The sequence below is a fragment of the Alcanivorax sp. DSM 26293 genome, from assembly GCF_900107995.1.
In the GTDB taxonomy this organism is placed as follows: Bacteria; Pseudomonadota; Gammaproteobacteria; order Pseudomonadales; family Alcanivoracaceae; genus Alcanivorax.
On record NZ_FNUM01000016.1, the window covers coordinates 1 to 17,363 of the forward strand.

Sequence of the window (17,363 nt, forward strand, 5' to 3'; positions counted from 1 at the left end):
CAACCTAATTTAGCGATGCCCGCGTGGATAGCTAAACCAGTTTGCCTGACGACCATAGAGTGTTGGAACCACCTGATCCCATGCCGAACTCAGAAGTGAAACGACATATCGCCGATGGTAGTGTGGGGTCTCCCCATGTGAGAGTAGGTCATCGTCAGGCTCTTAAATAAAACAGAAAACCCCCGTCACGAAAGTGTCGGGGGTTTTTTGTTTTATTCAGGATCACGATGATCCACTCTCCCTGCCTCGCAGCGAAGCCGCCATCCCCTCAAGGGGGATCGAGCCAGCTTGGTCCCGAAGGGATGGCGAGCATGCTCGTCACACACTGTAGGTCATCACGCCCCGCAAAGCCTCAAACTCCAACCTAGAACCCAGAAGCGGTAAACTACCCCTCGCCATGCAAGCATAGCTTCAACAAATCAGTGCCCACCCCGGGCCTCGCACCTGTAACCAAACCGCCACCCCGCCGTCATCCCCCTTACTCGGCAAGCCTGCAGTCTCAATGCTTCATCACAAGCAATGAGCCAAGACCATGCTGCTGAACATCATATTGATCACCATGGCGATCGCTTTACTGATCTACCGCTACCGCAAACTGATGTACCACTTTAGAACGGTGGAGGTGGGCAAACTCTATCGCAGTGGCACTCTGGGGCCGATTGCATTGCGAGTGATGCATCGCGTGCTGGGTGTGAACACCATTATCAACCTGCGTCTGGAATCAGAATACGGCAAGGGGGACTGGTATCAGCGGCAAAGTCAGTATTGCGCCCGGCACGGGCTCAGGCTGGTGAATATTCCCATGGCCCAGGATACCCCGCCTACGGAAGCGCAGATTCAGGCACTGATGAGGGAGCTGGATCGAAGCGAAAGCCGCTGCCTGGTGCATTGCGAGATGGGCGTTATTCGTACCGGCATGATGGTCGTCGCGGTCGCCACGAGACGGTACGGGGTGCGTGACCAGGCAGTGTGGAAACACTTTCCGCTGTTTGGACACAAGCTTGATGGGCGTCGACGGGCTGTCAGAACCTTCATCCAGCAATGTGCCGACTGGTCGGAGCCCTCAGCCCAGTAACGCACTGTCCGGTGGCAGATGAAGCTTGAGTCGATTACGAATGACCCGGATGTTGAACTCTGTGCTCTGGATGGGCTCTCCATCCAGATTCAGGTTCATGGGGTGGGGCGTTCTGATCTGCAGTGAAGCCAGCCGGGTGCGAACGAACAGGCCTTCCTGCTTGGGGTCCTGACGGGCTTCGCTATCAAACAGTTCTCGCACGCCTGCCAGTAAATCCATCTGCGCGGGAAGAATGGCAACATCCAGTAATCCATCGTTGATCAAAGCATCGGGGCACAGCCGCTGCCCACCGCCCGCTTGTCGGCCATTTCCCAGTCCGAGGGCAAGGAATTCCCCTTGCCATTCGAAGTCGTCACCACTGAAGCTGCCTTCGGCGGCCTGAATCTCTGAAAAGCGGGTAAGACCGGTGAGCAGGTACGCGGCGCCGCCGAGCATGTTCTTGAGATCCTCGGAGGTTTGGGTGGTGACCTCGGTACCAAAGCCGCCAGTGGCCATGTTCAGAAAATAGTGATCATTGACCTGAATGACGTCACAGTCAGTGGCAGGGGCATCGAGTAATGCGATGGCTTCGGAAATGCTTTCCGGGGTGCCGGCAGCGGTGGCGAAGTCGTTGGCGGTGCCCAGCGGCAAAATGGCCAGGGCAAGGTCATCGCGCTCACTGGTCATCATCGCATGAACAATATCCCTGACAGAGCCGTCGCCGCCACCGGCAATAAGCGTGGTGTAGCCCAAAGACAGGGCTTCTTCGACGTAGCGTTCCGCGTCACCGCCTTCCCAGGTGACGCGTACGGCAAGGTCGTGACCCTTGTCTCTCCACGCCATTACAGCTTCGCGGACTTCCTCGTTGGTGGCTTGTTTACCGTGCAGGATAAGCAGGCTTTTCGTGGACACAGTCAGGGTTTCCTAATTCAGTGAATGCGGAAGCAAGTTTACTTGATACCTGCAGCAGGCCCTGGCAAGCAATCGCGAGGTTGTGACAGGGGTGCGAACTTTACAACTGTTAACGCTTGCGAGCCCTTGTTGAGAATGATTGCTATCTGCTATTGGGGATATTGAATAATCGAATTTTGCTATTGATCTGGCTGCTGTAATTATAAATGCCAAGGAGGTGGCCAATGATCAAGACATTCAGTTTCGGTGCGATGCATATTGCCGTGGCATTTCTGGTCGTCTGGGCAATGACCGGGGATTGGCGGATTGGTGGGGCGACGGCCCTGGTTGAGCCCTGTGTGAATACCGTGGCGTACCATTTCCACGAGAAGATCTGGAAGCGATGGGCCCCGGGTAAAGTCGTGAGCGGAACGGTCATGGCATAAGATAAACTCGATGTTTACTCTGCTGTAACCGTTAGTTAAGCTAGCGACCAAGTATACATTCCTAGGGGTATTTGTCAGGTGCAGAATTCAAGCAGTGACATTGATGCGATCCGCCAGGTGGTGAATCAGGTATTGGAAGTGCACGCGCGGGAGGAGGGCGGTCAGCGCTCACAGGCCCGTTCGGAAATTCTGATCCACTCCATGCAGGTGTTTGCCCAGCGTGGCCTGCAGCGAACCACGGTGCAGCACCTGCTGGATGCCTCTGATGTGTCCCGGCGCACCTTCTACAAATACTTCCGCAACAAGATGGATGTGCTGGAAAGCATCTATCGCATTTTCGTGGACAACATGTTGCTTCACTTCCACAAGGAGGTGAAGCAGGCGTCGTCTGCCCGGGATATTATCCGGAATACCACCCAGGTGTATTTCGACTACCACGTCAGCATGGGCCCGATCATCAAGCTGATGATGGAAGAGGCACGCTCCTCAGCCTCGGCGCTGGCACCGCACCGGGTCCGGGCCCAGGATATTGCCTCCGAAGTCCTCACCGCCCAGATTAGCCGCTACACCGGCAAGGACTATGAGCCCCTGGTGTTCCGCACCATGTTGTGGATGCTGGAAAACTATTCCCTTTATATCTTCGAAGACGGTGGCTTCTCCCAGCAGCGGCTGGACCTGTGCAAGAAGGTTGCCATCGGCATCGCCGAATCCCTGGTCCTCGGTGAGGTCACCCCGGGTATGCTGGAGCGCACGCCATCCTGAGTGCGTGAGGGTGTGCCGGGCTTATTCCGGCTTCACGAACTTCAATGTCATGCGATCACTTTCTCCGATCGCCAGATATTTTTCCCTGTCTTTATCGCCAAGCCGCAGTGAGGGAGGGAGCGTCCAGACACCTGCGGGATGGTCTGCACTGTCCCGGGGATTGGCATTCATTTCCGATTGTTCTGCGAGACGAAAACCGGCTTTTTCTGCCTGAGCAATCACATAGCTTTCGGTCATGTACCCGCTTTCGATCTGGGCATCCAGTGAGCGCCCTTCTGGCGCACGGTGTTCAACAACCCCCAGAATCCCTCCCGGTTTCAGAGCCTTGAAGAAGCTGGCAAACACGGCTTCCGCCTTGCCTGCCTTGGCCCAGTTGTGGACATTGCGGAAAGTAAGCACCCGGTCCACGGTGTTTGCGGGGGCAATGTCGCTGTAGGCAGGGGGATAAAGGTGGGTGATGCGGGTCCGGTCGTATAACGCGGGATGCTTGGCCAGATTCGCCTTGAACAGGGTCAATGCGCGGGTATAGAAGTCGATGTCGCTATCCGGGGGAAACTGGGCGGCATAAAAAGTGCCTTCCTCGCGCAGATAGGGGGCAAGTATCGCGGTGTACCAGCCTTTGGCGCCGGGCCAGATTTCCACCACCGTCATGTCTTTTTCCACCTCGAAAAAATTCAGGGTTTGTACCGGGTGGCGATATTGATCACGCGCCTTTTCTTCACTACTGCGGTGGGGTGCGGAAAGAATGTCGTCGAGGGAGGCCGCGTGAGCCAGGGAAAATGACAGCAATGCTGCCAGGGCAATCAGAATGCGCATGGTCTCGTCCTATCTGAGGCCGCGGATTAACACCTTCATGTAGTCTGCGGCTTGTTGTTCGAGGCTGCCTTCGCCGGTGAGTGCCCACGTGTAAGTGGTGCCCACCACCAGATTCACCATCATCAAGATGGTATCGCGGGTTGGCAAGGCGACAAAGTAGCCGTCCTTGCGCAGCTCCTTGAAGAACGCATCCGCCACCGGCAGGTTCTGTTCCATCAGCGCCAGGTACTGGCGCTGAATATCGCCCATGAAATCCCCGGCTTCCTGGATCAGCACCCGGGAAAAATTCTGATTCTGCTCCAGATAGCGGGCCACGTTGCGGCAGAGATTTTCCAGCCGCTCCAGCGGGGGAATGCTGGCCATCAGGTCAGCGAAAATGATATCGCGGATGGTGTTAAGGTTTTCCTCCACGATGGTGAGTAGCAGGGACTCCTTGGACGGAAAGAATTTGTAGATGGTGGCCTTGCCGACCCCCGCCTGCACGGCAATGGTCTTGACCTCTGCGCTACGGAAGCCTTCGCTGGCGAAGACTTCCTGGGCGCAGGTAAGGATGCGGGCACGGCGAGGGTCATCCATAGCGGCTTCCGTTATGCCTTACAGATATTTGATTTTTTCCAGCTGCTCTTCGAGCTTGGCCAGCTGGGACCGGTAATCGTCCAGTTTGGCTTTTTCCTTGTCTACGACAGCCTGGGGCGCCTTATCCACAAACTTGGGATTTTTCAGTTTGACTTCGGCGCGGCCCACTTCCTTGCGCAGTTTGTCGATCTCTTTCGAGAGCCGCTCGATTTCTGCATCCTTGTCGATCAGCCCGGCCATGGGCACCAGAATTTCCATATCGCCGACCAGGGCGGTGGCGGAGGCCGGTGCGGAGTCTTCCGCGTTGAGCCAGGTGATGGATTCCAGTTTTGCCAGTTTGCTCAGGAAGGAGCGGTTGGCATCCAGCAGGGCCTTGTCGCTGTCCTTGCCGTTGTGCAGGTAGACGGGCAGGGCCTTGCCCAGCGGGATGCCCATTTCGCCGCGGATATTGCGTACCGCGCTGATCACGGCCTTGACCCATTCGGCACCCGTTTCCGCTTCTTCATCAATCTTGCTGGCGTCGCTGGCCGGGAAGGCCTGCAGCATGATGGTGTCGCGCTTATCCCCTTCCGTTGCCGCAGCCGTTTTGCCGGCCATGGGGCCGATCTTCTGCCAGATTTCTTCCGTAATGAAAGGCATGAACGGGTGAGCCAGACGCAGGATGGCTTCCAGCACGGTCACCAGGGTGCGGCGGGTGCCGCGTTTCTGGGCCTCGGAGTAATCGTCGCCCCACAGCACGGGCTTGGACAGTTCCAGGTACCAGTCGCAGTACTCGTTCCAGATAAACTCGTAGGCGGCATGGCTGGCCACGTCGAACCGGAAGCTGTCCAGCGCTTCGCTGACTTCCTGTTCGGCGCGCTGCAGGGCGGAAATGATCCAGCGATCCGCCAGGGACAATTCCACCTCGCCGGTCAAACCGCAATCTTCCCCTTCCGTGTTCATCATCACGTAGCGGGCAGCGTTCCAGATCTTGTTGCAGAAGTTCCGGTAACCTTCAATGCGGCCCATGTCCCACTTGATATCACGACCGGTGGAGGCCAGCGACAGGAAGGTGAAGCGCAGGGCATCGGTGCCGTAGGGGTTGATGCCGTCCGGGAAATCCTTGTGGGTACGCTTGGTGATCTGTTTTTCTTTCTGCGGCTGCATCAGGCCCTTGGTGCGCTTTTCTACCAGCGCATCCAGGGTGATGCCGTCGATCATGTCCAGCGGGTCCAGCACATTGCCCTTTGATTTGGACATCTTCTGGCCGTCGTTGTCGCGCACCAGGCCATGCACATAGACCTTCTTGAAGGGCACCTGGTCGGTGAACTTCAGGGTCATCATGATCATCCGTGCCACCCAGAAGAAGATGATGTCGAAGCCGGTGACCAGCACATCCGTGGGGTGGAAGGTGCGCAGGGCATCGGTATCTTCCGGCCAGCCCAGGGTGGAGAAGGTCCACAGGGCGGAACTGAACCAGGTATCCAGCACGTCCTCGTCCTGGGTCAGGGGGATGTCGCCCAGATTGTTGTTGGCGCGGACTTCCTCTTCATCACGGCCCACATAGACATTGCCATCGGCGTCATACCAGGCGGGAATCCGGTGTCCCCACCATAGCTGACGGGAAATGCACCAGTCCTGCAGGTCACGCATCCACGAGAAGTACATGTTCTCGTAGTTCTTCGGCACGAACTGGATGTCGCCGTTTTCCACGGCGGCAATGGCGGGTTTGGCCAGTTCTTCCACGGCCACGAACCACTGGTCGGTCAGGTAGGGTTCGATGACCACGCCGGAGCGGTCGCCACGGGGCACCTGCAGGGTATGGTCGGCCACTTTCTCCAACAGACCCAGGGCATCCAGATCATCCACCACCTTCTTGCGGGCATCGACCCGGTCCAGGCCGCGATAGGCCTCCGGCACTTCGTCATTCATTGCCGCGTCGATGGTCAGGATGTTGATCATCGGCAGATCGTGGCGCTTGCCCACTTCGTAATCGTTGAAGTCGTGGGCCGGGGTGATTTTCACGCAACCGGAGCCGAAGTCCGGATCCACGTAATCGTCGGCGATGATGGGGATGTCACGCTCGGCCAGCGGCAGGCGAATGGTCTTGCCGATCATGTCCTTGTAGCGCGGGTCTTCCGGGTGCACCGCCACAGCGGTATCGCCGAGCATGGTTTCCGGGCGGGTGGTGGCCACCACCAGGTGTCCGGAACCATCGGAGAGGGGATAGCGGAAATGCCACATGTGGCCCTGCTCCTCCACATTCTCCACTTCCAGATCGGAGATGGCGGTATGCAGGGTCGGGTCCCAGTTTACCAGGCGCTTGCCACGGTAGATCAGGCCTTCTTTGTGCAGGCGGACAAAGACTTCGCGTACCGCGTTGGACAGGCCCTCGTCCATGGTGAAGCGCTCGCGGGTCCAGTCCACGCTGGCGCCCATGCGACGTAGCTGACGGGTAATGGTGCCGCCGGATTCGCCTTTCCACTCCCAGACTTTCTCCAGGAATTTGTCACGGCCAAGCTCATGACGGTTGGTACCTTCTCCTGCCAGCTTGCGCTCCACCACCATCTGGGTGGCGATACCGGCATGGTCGGTACCTACCTGCCACAGGGTGTTGCGACCCTGCATGCGTCGGTAACGCACCAGGGTATCCATGATGGTGTCCTGAAAGGCGTGGCCCATATGCAGGCTGCCGGTCACATTGGGGGGCGGAATCATGATGCAAAAGGAATCACCCTGGCCGGACGGCTTGAAATAACCGGCTTTTTCCCAGTTTTCATACCAGGCCTGTTCGATGCGATCGGGTTGATAAGTCTTGTCCATGAGTCCGCTTCTAAACCAGTAAAAAATGAGGGCGAATTATAGCGGAGCGGGGCGGCTGCGTCGCGGGTTGCGGGAAAACCCGGTTGCCGGAGCCTGCTGAGGGGATATCCGGGGAAGCGAGGACTTACGATTTTTTGCGCAGGGCGGCACGCAGCTTCAGGCGCAGGGCTTTTTCCAGCTTCGGCAGGGCCTCGGCCACCAGCTCATCGATCACCGCATCAATATCATCGCTGTTCAAAGCTGGGCGGGCAGAAGAAGGGGGCGGGGCCATGACGGCAGGCGCCACACGATCTTGGGGGGCCGGGGGTGGGCTGCCAAGAAAGGGGTTGTGTCGTTCGCTGGCGAGCTTGCGGATCTGCTCTCGCTCCAGGCTGCCGGGGCCGGTGGTCGAAGGGGCTGGCCGAGCCTCCGTGTCGTCCAGCAGTGACTGGACGTCGCCGAGCTCCTTGAGAAGCTCTTTTTTTCGTGTCTCCCGGTCGCTCATGGTGGTGTCCGTGGCGTGTTCAGCCCAATTCGTGTGTGGTGACCGGGAAGCCCCGCTCGCGGTAGTAGCGAAATCGGTCACGCCCAGCCTGTCTTTCATTCTCGGCACCGCTGATCATCTCTGCAACCCGCTGGAAACGGGAGGCAAAATCCGGCACCTGATCGGTCAGGTTGATCAGCACATCGTGGTGGTCGCCGGGATCCTCGCCGTGACCCAGGATGACCGGGGCCTTGCCTTCCTGCTGAGTCCCGTGGGGCAGGAAGCCAGTGGCAGGAGTCTGCCAGAACTGCTGGTCCAGTTGCCGTGCATGGTCCGCATCCCGACAATGAATATAGACCAGCCGGCCCTGTTTCTGGGCCTTGTCGGCAATGCGCCAAGCCAGCGCCTGACGAACGCCGTCGCCAGCTTTGTTGCTCAGGTAGAAAGTCACTTCGGTCATGGTGGGCCTGCGGGCGTCAGACGTGACAGATGCACGTCTGACGCGTGGGTTGCGCTGTCGTCGCCGGCCATCAGGTTTCCGGCGACCGGTCCATTACTGGCTCAGGTTCATCAGATAGCGGGTCAGCATGGGGACCGGACGACCGGTAGCACCTTTGCTCATACCTCCGCTGATCCAGGCGGTGCCGGCGATATCCAGATGCGCCCATTTCACGTCCTTGGCAAAACGTGACAGGAAGCAGGCGGCAGTGATGGAGCCGGCTTTGGGGCCGCCGATGTTCTGCATGTCGGCGAAGGGACTGTCCAGCTGGCTCTGGTACTCGTCCCACAGGGGCATGGGCCAGCCCCGGTCACCGGTCTCCTGGCCGGCGGCCAGCAGCGCCTGGCTGAGATCATCGTCGTTGCTGTATACCGCCTGGGCATGGGCGCCCAGGGCGACAACGCAGGCGCCGGTGAGGGTCGCGACATCGATGACGGTGTGTGGTTTGTGTTTCTGCTGCACATAGGTCAACGCATCACACAGCACCAGCCGGCCTTCCGCGTCAGTATTGAGAATTTCCACGGTCTGCCCGGACAGGGTCTTGACGATATCCCCGGGCCGGGAAGCGCGCCCGTCGGGCATGTTTTCCGCCGCTGCAACCACCGCCACCATATGGATGGGCAGGTCCAGCTCGCAGACGGTCTTGACGCTGCCGAACACGCTGGCAGCACCGCCCATGTCGTATTTCATCTCGTCCATATTGGCGCCGGGCTTGAGGGAGATGCCGCCGGTATCGAAGGTGATGCCCTTGCCGACCAGGGCCACGGGGCCCGCCTTGCCGGGTTTGGCGCCCTTGTATTCCATGACGATAATCTGGCCCTGGCGCTCGGAACCCTTGGCCACGGCAACGAAGGCGCCCATGCCCATTTTTTCAGCCTGGGCCTGACTGATCACCTTGACGGTGAGTTTGTCGTAGGCCTTGCCCAGGTCTCGGGCCACGCCGCTCAGGTACTCCGGGTAGCAGTCGTTGGGCGGCAGATTGCCCAGGTCCCGGGCCAGGTTGACGCCGCTTGCCACGCCTTTGCCGGTCTTGCTTGCCTTGCTCAGGGCGGCATCTTTTTCCGCATGCCAGAAGGTCCATTTGCCCAGCTTGCTGGCCGGTGCCGGCTTGCTGCGGTACTGATCGAAACGGTAAGTGCTTTCTTCTGCCACCCGGGTGCCTTCACGGGCCTGCCACTCCAGACTTTGCGGCAGGCTTGCGTCGAGCAACCAGACGGCGTGTTTGACCGGTGCTTTGCGAACCGTTTTCACCGTCTGGCGCAGCAGTTCCTGCCACTGCAGATCGGAGGGCTGCTTGTCGCCCCGGCCTACCAGCAGCAGGCGAGCGGCGGCCAGACCTTCCGGTTGGTGCAGCCAGCTCATCTGGCCCTTGCTGCCGTCAAAGTCGCCGGCCTTGATGAAACGGGTGAGCTGGTCGCGGGTGCTCTCCGGCAGTGACTCCGGAAGATCGCTGTTCTTGCCCAGCACCAGAATCAGTGCATCGGCTTTGAATTTGTCCAGGGGCCTGTTGCTCACTGCGAAGTCCATGCTGTCTCCATATCAATCAAGGTATGACACGCGGCAAGAGCGCTTGCCGGTGCGAAAACAGGGAAATAGTGGGCTGTTCGGCGTTCAAACGCAATCGGGGCAGGGTGCCGGGGCGTGCCGGGTTGCCAGCGAAACCGCCGCTGTCAGCGGTATTTCATTGCGCTTGATTATCACCTTGGCCAGTCAGTCAGTTACACTAGGACCCATTCACTGCTGCCGCAGGTGCCTGGTTGCCGGGTCGCCCGCGCGGTATGTGCCGCTCCCGCAGGCGCTCAGTCCTGCCTTTTCGGGGTGTCGGTGCCTTTTTGCAGACATGAATGAGTGGGCCAGCCCTTGATTCTTCATCGTTATATTAACCGGCAAGTCTTCATGACCACCGTCATGGTCACCTTTATTCTGGTGATGGTGTTGGTCAGTGGCCGGTTTATCAAATACCTCGCCGAAGCCGCCGCCGGCGAAATCGCCGCCGACGCCCTGTTTTTGGTGATGGCCTTCCGGATGCCGGAATTCCTGCAGATGATCGTCCCCCTCAGCCTCTATATCGGCCTGCTGCTGGTGCTCGGTCGCATGCACATGGATAACGAGATGGTGGTGCTGCAGGCCGGTGGCCAGGGCCATCGCCGGATCGTCCGGTCGCTGATTCTGCCTATCCTCATGGCTACTACCCTGGTCGCCATGTTTTCCCTCTATGTGACGCCCAGGGGCGATGCGGAAGTGAACCGCATCTTTGAAGAGCAGAAAGACCGCTCGGTGCTGGAACTGCTCACCCCGGGGCGTTTCCACGTAAAAGGCTCCAGCAATACCCAGCGTGCCACCTACGCGGAGCAGATGAACCGGGAAAAAGGCGTGCTGGAAAATGTGTTCGTGGCGGATGCCCGGTTCCAGGCCCGCGGCGAGGCGGATCGTTTGCTGACGGTCTGGGCCAAGAGCGGCAAGCTGGTACAGGAAGAGGGAATCAGCTATCTGTTACTGACCGAGGGCTTCCAGTATCAAGGCAAGCCGGGCCAGAGTGACTACAAGGAAATCGGCTTCAAGGAAGCGAAGGTAAGAATCGGTAAGGAGCGAACCGACAGCCGCCCTCCCAAGGTGCGCGGTCGGCCGACGGCGGAGTTGATCAACGAACGGGACAACAGTCGCGATGCCATGGCGGAGTTGCAGTGGCGTATTTCCCTGATTCTGACCGTGCCCATCATGGCCCTGGCAGCGATTCCGCTGGCCCGGGTGAACCCGCGCCAGGGCCGTTTTTACCGGCTGATCCCGGCGGTGCTTGGCTACATGCTGTACGTGGGCATGCTGTTGGTCACACGCAGTGCTATCGAGGACCATGAGGGCGCTCTGCCCTGGTACCTGCACACTGGCTGGGTACACCTTACCGCAGTGATTGTGGTGTTCTTGTTGTATTTCGGCGGGCGGATTTTCCGCCGCAGGAGGCGGGCGTGAGATTACTGAAACGCTACTTCTGGCGGGCGGTATTGATTCCTACGCTGGCGATTCTGGGCATTATCGTGGGCCTGGATTGTCTGTTCGGGTTTATCTATGAACTGGAAGGTCTGCGTGGGGATTATCAGGCCATGCAGGCGCTGCAGTTTATTCTCACCACCACCCCCCGGCGTGTGCATGAATACCTGCCGATGGCCATCTTGCTGGGGACCCTGATTGGCCTTGGTCTGCTGGCCAATAGCGGCGAATTGTCGGTGATTCGGGCTTCCGGTGTCTCCACATTGAAGGTGAGCTGGCTGGTGTTGCGTCCGGTTTTCCTGCTGATCCTGCTGTCCATTCCTCTTGGTGAATACCTGACGCCCTATTCGGAGCAGGTGGCGCAGAGTAACCGTTCCATGGCGGAAGGGGGCGGCGAGGCGCTGCGTTCCAAATATGGTTACTGGCACCGGGAAGGGCCGGAGTTCATTCATATCAACGCGGTGCAACCCAACGGTGTGCTGCATGGGTTGACCCGCTATCGCTTTGATGACAATCACAAGCTCACGGAAACCCAGTTTGTCGAGCGGGCCATTTACCAGGGCGATTACTGGTCCCTGGAAGGCATCAAGGGAACCCGGCTTTCCGATGAAGGTACCGAAGTCTTCAATCGCGATAACGCCCGGTGGCAAACCAAGCTGACTCCGCAGCTGCTCAGTATCGTGGTGCTGGAACCGGATCATCTGGCCATGGCCAAGCTGCTCGAGTATACCGATTACCTGAAACGCCAGGGACTGGAAACCGCCGATTACATGCTGAGTTTCTGGCAGAAACTGTTCATGCCGCTGGCCACGATCGGCATGGTGCTGATCGCCATCTCTTTCGTGTTCGGGCCACTGCGAGAGGTCACCATGGGCCTGCGTCTCACCGCAGGGATTGTGGCCGGGCTGATCTTCCATTACGGCCAGCAGTTCTTTGGCCAATTATCGCTGGTGTTTCATACCGAACCCTTGATGGCGGCGGTTGTACCACCGGCGCTTTGTCTCATCCTGGGGATCTGGCTCCTGCAGCGGGTACGATAATAATGACAATCTGGAGGGGGCAGGGGCGCACCCATAAAGGGCGCAGGCCTGCGAATGAAGACACCCTGGTGTGCCGGGACAGTGACGGGCTGTGGGCGGTGATCGATGGCATGGGAGGGCACGATGCCGGTGATCTGGCCGCTACCATTATCCGTGAATCCCTGGACACGGTGGCGCTGGGGGGCGGTATTGCCCACCGCCTGATGGCCGTGGAATCCGCCTTGCAGAGCGCCAATCACGCCATTCGCCATCATGCGGCACTGCACCTGCGCAGCAAGCCCATGGGGGCCACTGTGGCAGTGCTGCTGATTTATCGGGATGAGGCTGCCGTGCTGTGGGCTGGAGATGCCCGACTATATCGCCATGTGGGGGAAGAGATGACCCGGTTGACCCGGGATCATACGCCGGTTCAGGCCCTGGTGGATGCCGGGGACATTGATGAGCGCCAGGCCATGTCCCACCCCCGGGCCCATGTGATCTATCAGGCCATTGGCAATGGCGACAAGCTGAAACTGGAGCAGGCCCGTTTTGATCTTTCTGCGGATCAACAGTTTCTGCTGACCACTGATGGCGTGCATTCGGTCCTCACGGTGGACGATCTGGGGCGCCTGATGGGACAGGGTGCCAGCGAGTCTGCCATCCTCAAAGCCGCGCTCAATGCGGGTAGCCGGGATAACGTGACGGCGGTAAAAGTGTCCGCTAATGGGCATTACGAGTGACAAATCTTTCTCCGAGGCTGGCAAAGCCGTCATCTGCTGGTATACTCGCGCACCACTGCCAGAGTGGTGGAATTGGTAGACACGACGGATTCAAAATCCGTTGCCTTCGCGGGCGTGCCGGTTCAAGTCCGGCCTCTGGTACCAAATGACGGTCCGGCAGCATCCGAAGAGCTCCTCGAAAGCTTTAAAAACAGCAAGTTATCGATGAGTCTCTTCCGCTGCCGTCCGACAAGGTTTGTTGACATCTGGCCCCACCTGGGGCCAACTTTGGGGCCAACTCCACAGCCCAAAGCCGGCGAAAGCCATGGAAACCAACAAACTCAGCGACGTCAAAATCCGCGCAGCAAAGCCCCAGGACAAGCTCTACAGCATCTCCGATGGCGAGGGGATGTTCCTGGAGATTTCCCCCAAAGGCGGCAAATGGTGGCGCTTCAAATACCGCTTCAACGGTAAGCAAAAGCGACTCTCCCTTGGCACCTACCCCAGCACAAGCCTGAAAGCTGCCCGAGACAAACGGCAACAAGCTCGAGAGCTGCTGGCTTCTGGCGTTGACCCGGGTGATCAGCGTAAAGCCGAAAAGATGGCCACAGAGACCGCCTTGCGCAATACCTTTGCCGGGGTGGCGGAAGAGTGGGCGCAGAACAAGGTGAGCAGCGAGAAGTGGACGCCGACCACGGAGCGGAAGCGGCGCATCTGGCTGAATAATGGCCTTCTTCCATTCCTGGGCAGCCGGCCCATCTCTGAAATCACCACAGCTGAGCTGTGGAATGTGCTGCAGCGTACCCAAAAGACCAGTGGCTATACCGCCAACCGCTTGAGGGGTATGGCCTCCGAGATCTTCAACTTCGCTATGGCAACCGGTCGTGCCGAGAACAATCCCGCCTTGCCTCTTCAGGGGCAGATTGCCGTTAAGAAAGAAAAGCACCGCCTGGCGATTCTGGAGCCAGAGGAAGTGGGCAAGATGCTTCGGGCCATTGATGCCTGTCAGGCAGCGGCCACCACCAAGGCCGCAGCCCGGTTGGCTCCGCTGGTATTCGTCCGACCGGGTGAATTGCGTCACGCCGAGTGGTCAGAAATTGACCTGAAGAAGGCCCTTTGGAGCATTCCTGCAGAGAAAATGAAGATGCGGGAGCCCCACGTAGTCCCGCTGTCTCGCCAGGCTGTCGCGATTCTCAAGGAAATCCAGCCGCTCACCGGGCATTGCCGCTATGTTTTCGAGGGCACCAAGCCCGGAGAGCCGATCAGTGACAACACCCTCAACAAGCTGCTGAAAACCCTTGGCTACAAGGGAAGGATGACCCAGCACGGATGGCGCGCCATTGCCCGTACCCTGCTTGATGAAGTCCTGGATGTCCGTGTGGACTGGATCGAGCACCAGCTCGCTCACTCCGTCAGGGACGCCAATGGTCGGGCCTATAACCGGACGTCGCACCTGGAGGGTCGTGTGGGGATGATGCAGCAGTGGGCGGATTACCTGGATGGCCTCAAGGCGGAGGGGCCGGCAGAGGAGGTGAATGGGGCCAGTCAGGAGGCTTGACGTGTGTTCCCATCTGCTTTTGCGGGCAAGCAGTGGCAATGGCGGAAAGAGCTTTACCTCAGAATGATGGTTTCTTTCTGTTGTACAGAATTTCGCCAACGTTTCGTGTCGGCTCGAGTTTAGGTGGCTCGGGCTCTGCTTTATCATCAATGTCAGGCGCACTGCCGGGGGCTATATCCGATTCGTCTTTTTCTATTGATGTGGAGCTCAGAGAATCGAGTTCCTTTCTAAGGCGATGAATTTCCTCGTCTTTTTCTGCGACAGTTTCCCGGAGGCTCTCAGCCTCCCTGGTAAACACCGAGGAAAGGGGGGGCCATTCAAGCGGGGAGTGCTTTTCGAAATGGCTAAGCTTCGCCTGATTAACGGCTTCTTTGATGGCTGCTTTCTTGTCAGCTTCCGTTTGAAATCCCTCTTCGATGAGCTTCTCCAGCGTGGCTTTTTGCGTTTCCCTCCTGCCATTGGCCAGCTTCTTTAGTGACTCGTGGGTACGTTTTTTCACGCTGATTGAGAGTGTGGAGGTTTTGTTCTTTTGGCTGCATTTAAAAACTCTCCAGTTCTGTTTCAGCTTGCGGATCGCCTCTGCGCGGTCAGCGCCTTTCGGAAGAGCCTCCTCTAGATCTGAGATGAGTGCATCAATTGTGTCTTGGCCTTCATGGGTTAATCGGCGTAAACCTGCGTCACGTAATTTCTGATCGAGCCAGTCCTGCCTTGCTTTCTCTCCCTTAATCCATTCCTCGATAGTTTGTGGTTGTCTGCCCATGGTTCCTCCAAGCGCCCATGCTAAATCTTCCCATTAGTTTAAATGCTAACATTTACGTTATCCATAGCGTTATATATAACGTTAAAAGTAACGAAAATGATAATACCTGGTGGTATAATGGGGTAAAAGGGGGCGGTATGTGGCCATTAAGACTGTTGATTTACAGAAAGGGCGATCCTGCGGAGGAGACACTGAAGGGCATATCAGGTGTGTCTCGCTTGTTTTTGTACTGCTTCGTTTGTCGGTTTGGTAATGGTACCGCCTCGTGCTCCTTTGAGGAATACGCAGAGCTATTCCGGCTAAACAGCAAGCACGTTGGTCGGGCTGTGCAAGAGCTGGGAGCTTCCGGGGTCGTGGCGATATCGAAGGAGCATGGGGTTGATCATCGTCCTAAGAGGCTGATTCAGGTGGATGATGATTTTGCGGAAGCGCTGAAGGGGTCGTTCAAGAATTGCCCTGTCGAGGTGGAAGAAACTCTGATTCGTAAAGTGGCATTTGGGTGCCTTTGCCAAGAAAAGGGGATGAAGCTAACCCCATTAAATCGATTGTTCTTGTCCGTCCTTTTGTCGCATTCATCAAAGGTTGGCAGGGTTGTTGATTTGGGACATGCGTCACTGTCTAAGCTCACGGGCTTTTCTGTTGACCAGAGAAGGTCGCAGGTCAGTAGGCTGGCTGATTTGGGTTTCCTTAGAGCGTTGGTTCCAGGTGTGACGGGGCGTTATCTATTTGGTTCTGCCAAGAGCCAATATTTCTTGAATATGGGGCATCCAGCATTTGGTGAGAATAGTAGGTCTGAGACTCTGCTGGTAGGCAGAGGCTTCGCTGGGGATGAGGATTGGTTAGGTGGGCAGGCAGAAGCGCTGTTCAAGGGAGCGAGGGAAGTTAACCAGTTGGTACCTGGCATTGTTAAGGAAGAGGGGCGTTCCGATGTCGCTCTCAGAAAAGTGGTCCGGTTCGAGAGGAAATGGGGCCTGAAGAGGGCTGGCTTGGAACAGGGCGGGGCAGGCTATCAGCAACTATCTGACCTGACGGCGCTTTTCAAGGATTTGCCTCTCGAGGGATATATTTCATATCTTCAAGCAAAAATAAATGAGTATGCCAGCGAGTTGCTTTCCGAGTTTCAGGATCAGGATGGGTTGCAACTTCTAGAGGTGGCAATACTGGCCAAAATTGGTGAAGAGCTTGTCATCGGTAATGAGCCAGGAGCCAAAGCATTCAAGACGGCGATCCTGACAGCTTCACAACGTCAGGCGGAAAGGGCAAGGCTGTTGCTGGATGGTGTGAAGAAAGAGTTGGGTTTGGCTGAGGGCGCAGAGAAGGGAGGCGATACAGAGTTTGTGATTCTTCCCATGCTGGAGTCTCACCCTGCATCAGGAAACATGCTGACCCTGTGCGTATCTTCCAGCGGCCCAAGTCCACTTACCGAGAGCCCGTATTGGAATATTCGCCTCACCATGGGATGGGGCAGAGAGTATTGCATTTCCACAGCTGAGTCGCAGCCAGATAGCTCGTTTCTTGAGGAGGGTATGCAGGTGGTTTGCGGTTTGAAGGCCAAAGCAAAGCGGTACCCCGAACGTGCGAGCAACGCAGATGCAATAATAACCTAACTAGGGAGTGGATTCGGGGCTGGGTCTTAGGTCGGTAGTGGCCTCGACCGCTTTTTCTGTCCCGGTAATAGTATTACACGAAAGCCTTTAAGAGGGTTCTCTACCCTCTGATTGATATCAAATACTAGTAAGAGAAGAATACCAGTAAGTGATTGATAGATAAGCTCAATATAATTATGTCTGGTTAAGAAATACACACCAGCTAATTCCTATGGATTCATTACATTCAAGGAGTTAGCAATGAAACGTCGTCACCCAGACAATACCCACCTTACTTACCATCACTCAGGCCCCTGGAACGGATATGACGTTCTGTAGTGGTCAACTAATACCGGACAGTGATTTAGGTTTTTCTTCGGCCACCGCAGGGGCGATCCCGCCGTTGTAGCTGTGAGGCCTGTGGTAA

General features: G+C 57.4%; 16 protein-coding genes, 1 tRNA gene and 1 rRNA gene. 10 read left to right on the top strand and 8 right to left on the bottom strand.

Annotation, left to right across the window (positions count from 1 at the left end):
• Nucleotides 1-44 precede the first annotated feature (44 nt).
• Nucleotides 45-160 (top strand): 5S ribosomal RNA (gene rrf, locus C4S63_RS16990).
• Nucleotides 161-532: 372 nt separating this feature from the next.
• Nucleotides 533-1,075 (top strand): tyrosine-protein phosphatase, encoded by a 543-nt coding sequence (locus C4S63_RS16995; protein WP_062817892.1) that lies wholly within the window; start codon nt 533-535, stop codon nt 1,073-1,075.
• Here the strand turns inward: C4S63_RS16995 and yegS are convergent.
• Nucleotides 1,064-1,966, bottom strand: coding sequence for a lipid kinase YegS (gene yegS, locus C4S63_RS17000; protein WP_103918250.1), 903 nt, complete (start codon nt 1,964-1,966; stop codon nt 1,064-1,066). The genes C4S63_RS16995 and yegS overlap by 12 nt on opposite strands.
• 224 nt (nt 1,967-2,190) lie before the next feature.
• Here yegS and C4S63_RS17005 point away from each other — a divergent pair, with 224 nt between their 5' ends.
• Complete coding sequence (locus tag C4S63_RS17005; RefSeq protein WP_063509314.1) at nt 2,191-2,391, top strand: DUF2061 domain-containing protein; 201 nt, start codon at nt 2,191-2,193, stop codon at nt 2,389-2,391.
• 78 nt (nt 2,392-2,469) lie between these two features.
• Nucleotides 2,470-3,153 carry a TetR/AcrR family transcriptional regulator gene (locus tag C4S63_RS17010; protein ID WP_063509313.1) on the top strand — a complete coding sequence of 228 codons (684 nt, stop codon included), beginning with the start codon at nt 2,470-2,472 and terminating at the stop codon, nt 3,151-3,153.
• 21 nt (nt 3,154-3,174) lie between these two features.
• On the opposite strand, the gene C4S63_RS17015 is transcribed toward C4S63_RS17010, so the two are convergent.
• The 6 genes from C4S63_RS17015 to C4S63_RS17040 form a co-directional block, all read right to left on the bottom strand.
• Entirely contained in the window at nt 3,175-3,969 is a 795-nt protein-coding gene (locus C4S63_RS17015) for a class I SAM-dependent methyltransferase (protein WP_103918251.1), read from the bottom strand.
• A 9-nt stretch (nt 3,970-3,978) separates the two neighbouring features.
• Nucleotides 3,979-4,545: a TetR/AcrR family transcriptional regulator gene (locus tag C4S63_RS17020; RefSeq protein ID WP_062817897.1), complete on the bottom strand. Its 567-nt coding sequence runs from the start codon at nt 4,543-4,545 to the stop codon at nt 3,979-3,981.
• 18 nt (nt 4,546-4,563) lie between these two features.
• Nucleotides 4,564-7,347: a valine--tRNA ligase gene (locus C4S63_RS17025; protein ID WP_062817898.1), complete on the bottom strand. Its 2,784-nt coding sequence runs from the start codon at nt 7,345-7,347 to the stop codon at nt 4,564-4,566.
• 124 nt (nt 7,348-7,471) lie between these two features.
• The gene (locus tag C4S63_RS17030; RefSeq protein ID WP_103918252.1) at nt 7,472-7,831 is read right to left on the bottom strand and encodes a hypothetical protein; all 360 of its coding nucleotides are present in this window, start codon (nt 7,829-7,831) and stop codon (nt 7,472-7,474) included.
• Between the two features lie 19 nt (nt 7,832-7,850).
• Nucleotides 7,851-8,270 carry a DNA polymerase III subunit chi gene (locus tag C4S63_RS17035; RefSeq protein WP_062817900.1) on the bottom strand — a complete coding sequence of 140 codons (420 nt, stop codon included), beginning with the start codon at nt 8,268-8,270 and terminating at the stop codon, nt 7,851-7,853.
• Between the two features lie 93 nt (nt 8,271-8,363).
• Nucleotides 8,364-9,836 (bottom strand): leucyl aminopeptidase, encoded by a 1,473-nt coding sequence (locus tag C4S63_RS17040; protein ID WP_063509309.1) that lies wholly within the window; start codon nt 9,834-9,836, stop codon nt 8,364-8,366.
• Nucleotides 9,837-10,157: 321 nt separating this feature from the next.
• On the opposite strand from C4S63_RS17040, the gene lptF reads away from it, so the two are divergent.
• From lptF to C4S63_RS17065, 5 genes are all read left to right on the top strand, one after another.
• Nucleotides 10,158-11,276 carry an LPS export ABC transporter permease LptF gene (gene lptF / locus C4S63_RS17045; RefSeq protein WP_255357643.1) on the top strand — a complete coding sequence of 373 codons (1,119 nt, stop codon included), beginning with the start codon at nt 10,158-10,160 and terminating at the stop codon, nt 11,274-11,276.
• Complete coding sequence (gene lptG / locus C4S63_RS17050) at nt 11,273-12,334, top strand: LPS export ABC transporter permease LptG (protein WP_062817902.1); 1,062 nt, start codon at nt 11,273-11,275, stop codon at nt 12,332-12,334. Before lptF ends, lptG begins: the two co-directional genes overlap by 4 nt.
• A 2-nt stretch (nt 12,335-12,336) precedes the next feature.
• Nucleotides 12,337-13,053 (top strand): PP2C family serine/threonine-protein phosphatase, encoded by a 717-nt coding sequence (locus C4S63_RS17055; protein ID WP_062817903.1) that lies wholly within the window; start codon nt 12,337-12,339, stop codon nt 13,051-13,053.
• A gap of 57 nt (nt 13,054-13,110) precedes the next feature.
• Nucleotides 13,111-13,197 (top strand) — tRNA-Leu (locus C4S63_RS17060).
• 160 nt (nt 13,198-13,357) lie between these two features.
• On the top strand, nt 13,358-14,590 hold the full coding sequence (locus C4S63_RS17065) for an integrase arm-type DNA-binding domain-containing protein (protein WP_062817904.1): 1,233 nt from the start codon (nt 13,358-13,360) through the stop codon (nt 14,588-14,590).
• A gap of 58 nt (nt 14,591-14,648) precedes the next feature.
• Here the strand turns inward: C4S63_RS17065 and C4S63_RS17070 are convergent, their stop codons facing one another.
• Nucleotides 14,649-15,350 carry a hypothetical protein gene (locus tag C4S63_RS17070; RefSeq protein WP_062817905.1) on the bottom strand — a complete coding sequence of 234 codons (702 nt, stop codon included), beginning with the start codon at nt 15,348-15,350 and terminating at the stop codon, nt 14,649-14,651.
• A 407-nt stretch (nt 15,351-15,757) separates the two neighbouring features.
• Here C4S63_RS17070 and C4S63_RS17075 point away from each other — a divergent pair, with 407 nt between their 5' ends.
• Nucleotides 15,758-16,957, top strand: coding sequence for a hypothetical protein (locus tag C4S63_RS17075; RefSeq protein ID WP_146063405.1), 1,200 nt, complete (start codon nt 15,758-15,760; stop codon nt 16,955-16,957).
• Nucleotides 16,958-17,363 lie beyond the last annotated feature (406 nt).

Bases quoted from the DNA above. Each gene is read 5' to 3' on its own strand.
- C4S63_RS17035 (WP_062817900.1), bottom strand. From the start codon at position 8,270: ATGACCGAAGTGACTTTCTACCTGAGCAACAAAGCTGGCGACGGCGTT.
- C4S63_RS17040 (WP_063509309.1), bottom strand. From the start codon at position 9,836: ATGGACTTCGCAGTGAGCAACAGGCCCCTGGACAAATTCAAAGCCGAT.
- C4S63_RS17070 (WP_062817905.1), bottom strand. From the start codon at position 15,350: ATGGGCAGACAACCACAAACTATCGAGGAATGGATTAAGGGAGAGAAA.
- C4S63_RS17030 (WP_103918252.1), bottom strand. From the start codon at position 7,831: ATGAGCGACCGGGAGACACGAAAAAAAGAGCTTCTCAAGGAGCTCGGC.
- C4S63_RS17015 (WP_103918251.1), bottom strand. From the start codon at position 3,969: ATGCGCATTCTGATTGCCCTGGCAGCATTGCTGTCATTTTCCCTGGCT.
- C4S63_RS17020 (WP_062817897.1), bottom strand. From the start codon at position 4,545: ATGGATGACCCTCGCCGTGCCCGCATCCTTACCTGCGCCCAGGAAGTC.
- C4S63_RS17025 (WP_062817898.1), bottom strand. From the start codon at position 7,347: ATGGACAAGACTTATCAACCCGATCGCATCGAACAGGCCTGGTATGAA.
- C4S63_RS17055 (WP_062817903.1), top strand. From the start codon at position 12,337: ATGACAATCTGGAGGGGGCAGGGGCGCACCCATAAAGGGCGCAGGCCT.
- C4S63_RS16995 (WP_062817892.1), top strand. From the start codon at position 533: ATGCTGCTGAACATCATATTGATCACCATGGCGATCGCTTTACTGATC.
- C4S63_RS17065 (WP_062817904.1), top strand. From the start codon at position 13,358: ATGGAAACCAACAAACTCAGCGACGTCAAAATCCGCGCAGCAAAGCCC.
- C4S63_RS17005 (WP_063509314.1), top strand. From the start codon at position 2,191: ATGATCAAGACATTCAGTTTCGGTGCGATGCATATTGCCGTGGCATTT.